A 2,773-nucleotide genomic window follows, 5' to 3' on the forward strand; every position below is an offset into this window, starting at 1 on the left:
ATTGCCATTATCGATCATGGCAAAATCATTGCTATGGATACTCCTTATAATCTAAAGAATGATTTAAACAAAACCAATATAGTGGCACTAGAATTAAGCAATTGGAATGATAATACTTTAGGAAAAATCAGGAAAGTTCATTCTGTTGAAAATATTAACTCAAAATTCAACGATATAAACCAAATGTGGGAAGTAAAAATTCATATTGCTAATGGTTCTGATTCCATAAGTAGTTTAATATCAAATATTATTTCATCTGATATTAAAATTATCAACTTTAGGGTGGAAGAACCTACTTTAGAAGATGTTTTCATTAGTCTTACAGGAAAATCATTAAGAGAATAGGAGGATATTTAAATGGACTTTTTATTACCAATGTACACAGTGTTCAAAAAAGAATGGAGGATAATGCTAAGATATCCATCCTGGTTTATACCATTGTTAATATGGCCAGTTATCTTCCCTTTTGGATATCTATTTACTGCTAAAGCATTATCTGGTACTGGATATAATTCTTTAGCTCAGTTTCAATCTATTACAGGAACTACAGATTATACTACTTATATGTTAATTGGAACCACTATATGGATGTGGATTAATACTATGCTTTGGTCCTTCGGTTCTAGTTTAAGAGTTGAACAAATGAGGGGTACTTTAGAATCAAATTGGCTATGCCCTATACCTAAAATTAGCATATTATTTGGATATTCTGTTTTTCAATTATTAATCAGTATTATTTATATTGTAGTTTCAATTATTGAATATAAAATATTTTATAATTTTAAATTTGTTGGAAATCCTCTGCTAGCATTATTAATTATTTTAATATCAATACCTGCCGTATATGGAATTGGATTTATCTTTGCTTCTCTGATTCTATGGGTTAAAGAAGCAAATTCAATGGTTTTTTTAGTTCGAGGTATAATGACTATCTTTTGTGGAATTACTTATCCATTGGCAGTACTACCTAATTGGATGAAAAAAATCTCCCAAGTCATTCCGATGACTCACAGTATAAATGCACTAAGAGCAGTTATTTCCTCTGGAGCTACAATTGGACAGATAAATAAAGAAATAATTTATTTAATTTGCTCTGGTACCATTCTTATGATTCTTGGTATACTATCCTTTTTCTATACTCAAAGAAAAGCAAAAGATTCTGGTTCCTTAGGCCATTATTAGTTTGAGATTGGAGGAAAATATAATGAAAATAAAAGCTTATCTACTAGCCATGATGGCTATTATAAAAAAAGATGCAAAGATATTCATTAGATATCCAGCTAATGCCATTTTTAGAATAGTTGAACCTATTATATGGATTACCCCTGTATATTTTTTATCTAAAGCTTTCCAAATAAAAGGTGAAAATATTGGTTTTAGCCAATACGCAGGAACCACTGACTATATGGCCTTCTTAGTTATTGGAAGTATCGCAGGAGGCTTTGTTAGTTCAGTATTATGGGGTATGGGATTCTCCTTAAAAAATGAAATGGATGCAGGAGTAATTGAATCTAATTGGCTGACACCTATACCACTTTGGATACAGCTAATAGGTAGATCTATTTTCTCATTAATAATTACTACTATAAATGCCTTAACTGTTGCCTTTATCATATGGATTATGTTTGGATTTAATATTGGCAAAGGTGTGCTCCCTGCAGTGGCTACTCTTATACCTATGCTAATAGCTTTATATGGGTTAGGATTTGGAATAGCCTCATTAGTATTAATTACAAATAATGCTAACAATATAATAGATATTACCAGTTTTTCCTTAACCATGTTGTCTGGTGAATCCTTTCCAGTTACAGTATTGCCAAGAGCAATAATGGCTATATCTCTGTCTTTACCATTAACTTATGGATATGATGCCATAAGAGGAATTTTGCTAGATACAAATACTTTGCTTCCGCTAAAGACGGAGATATTGATTTTAACAGGATTTATGATTTTTGGTGTATTAGTAGGATATAGTATTTTGAAAAAAGTGGAGAAACACTGTAGAACTATAGGTAACATAGGTTTTCATTAATTATACTCCCAATATAAAAAGGCAGTAGATTATTAATAATCTACTACCTTTTTTATATAATATAGGTTATTTTATAATAATATTTCCTTTAATTTAGCTAAAATCTCTCCTGCTTTACCTATAATCTCTATATCAAAATCGTATCCCTCAGCAGGTTCCTTATTAATATATACTGTTTTCCCTCTAGTCATATAGGGCATTTGGTTTACTGGATATACTTGTAAGCTAGTTCCTATAACCATTAAAACATCCGAATTCTTTACATCTTCCATGGCACGTTGCCAAGTGTTGGTAGGCAACATTTCACCAAATAAAACTATTCCTGGTCTTAAAGCATTCTTTCCACAGTTATTACAGTTTTTCTTATCTAAAAATTCTTCAATAGAATGGCTTGTATGACATTCATTACATCTTATATCCCTTATATTTCCATGAAGTTCATAAACTTTTTTGCTTCCTGCCATAGCATGTAATCCTGAAATATTTTGAGTAGCCAAACTTTTTATATATCCTCGTTTTTCTAATTCCGCTAATACATAATGACCTTTATGTGGTTTAATATTCCCCATATTTTTAATTCTAGCAGAATAAAATTCATGGAATAACGGATAATTTTGATGTAAGGCTTCTATGGTAGCTACTTTTGCAGGATCCATCTTATACCATAATCCATCTTTAGACCTAAAATCTGGAATATTACTTTCCGTATCCATACCTGCTCCAGTCATTACTACCATACTA

At 30.8% G+C, this 2,773-nt stretch carries 4 protein-coding genes; 3 read left to right on the plus strand and 1 reads right to left on the minus strand.

Translation table 11 applies throughout. The features are described 5' to 3' along the window. The 3 genes from VK998_RS11790 to VK998_RS11800 all read left to right on the plus strand — a co-directional run. On the plus strand, positions 1–345 hold a 345-nt coding region (locus VK998_RS11790), incomplete at its 5' end, for an ATP-binding protein DrrA1-3 family domain-containing protein (RefSeq protein ID WP_325228567.1). 12 nt (positions 346–357) lie between these two features. Continuing rightward, positions 358–1,182: an ABC transporter permease gene (locus tag VK998_RS11795; protein WP_325228569.1), complete on the plus strand. Its 825-nt coding sequence runs from the start codon at positions 358–360 to the stop codon at positions 1,180–1,182. Positions 1,183–1,204: 22 nt separating this feature from the next. Then, on the plus strand, positions 1,205–2,032 hold the full coding sequence (locus tag VK998_RS11800) for an ABC transporter permease (RefSeq protein WP_325228571.1): 828 nt from the start codon (positions 1,205–1,207) through the stop codon (positions 2,030–2,032). 71 nt (positions 2,033–2,103) lie between these two features. On the opposite strand, the gene VK998_RS11805 is transcribed toward VK998_RS11800, so the two are convergent. Beyond that, positions 2,104–2,773, minus strand: a 670-nt coding sequence (locus tag VK998_RS11805; protein WP_325228573.1) for an SIR2 family NAD-dependent protein deacylase, incomplete at its 5' end; no start/stop codon positions are given.

The organism is Schnuerera sp. (genome assembly GCF_035459645.1).
Classification (GTDB): domain Bacteria; phylum Bacillota; class Clostridia; order Tissierellales; family Tepidimicrobiaceae; genus Schnuerera.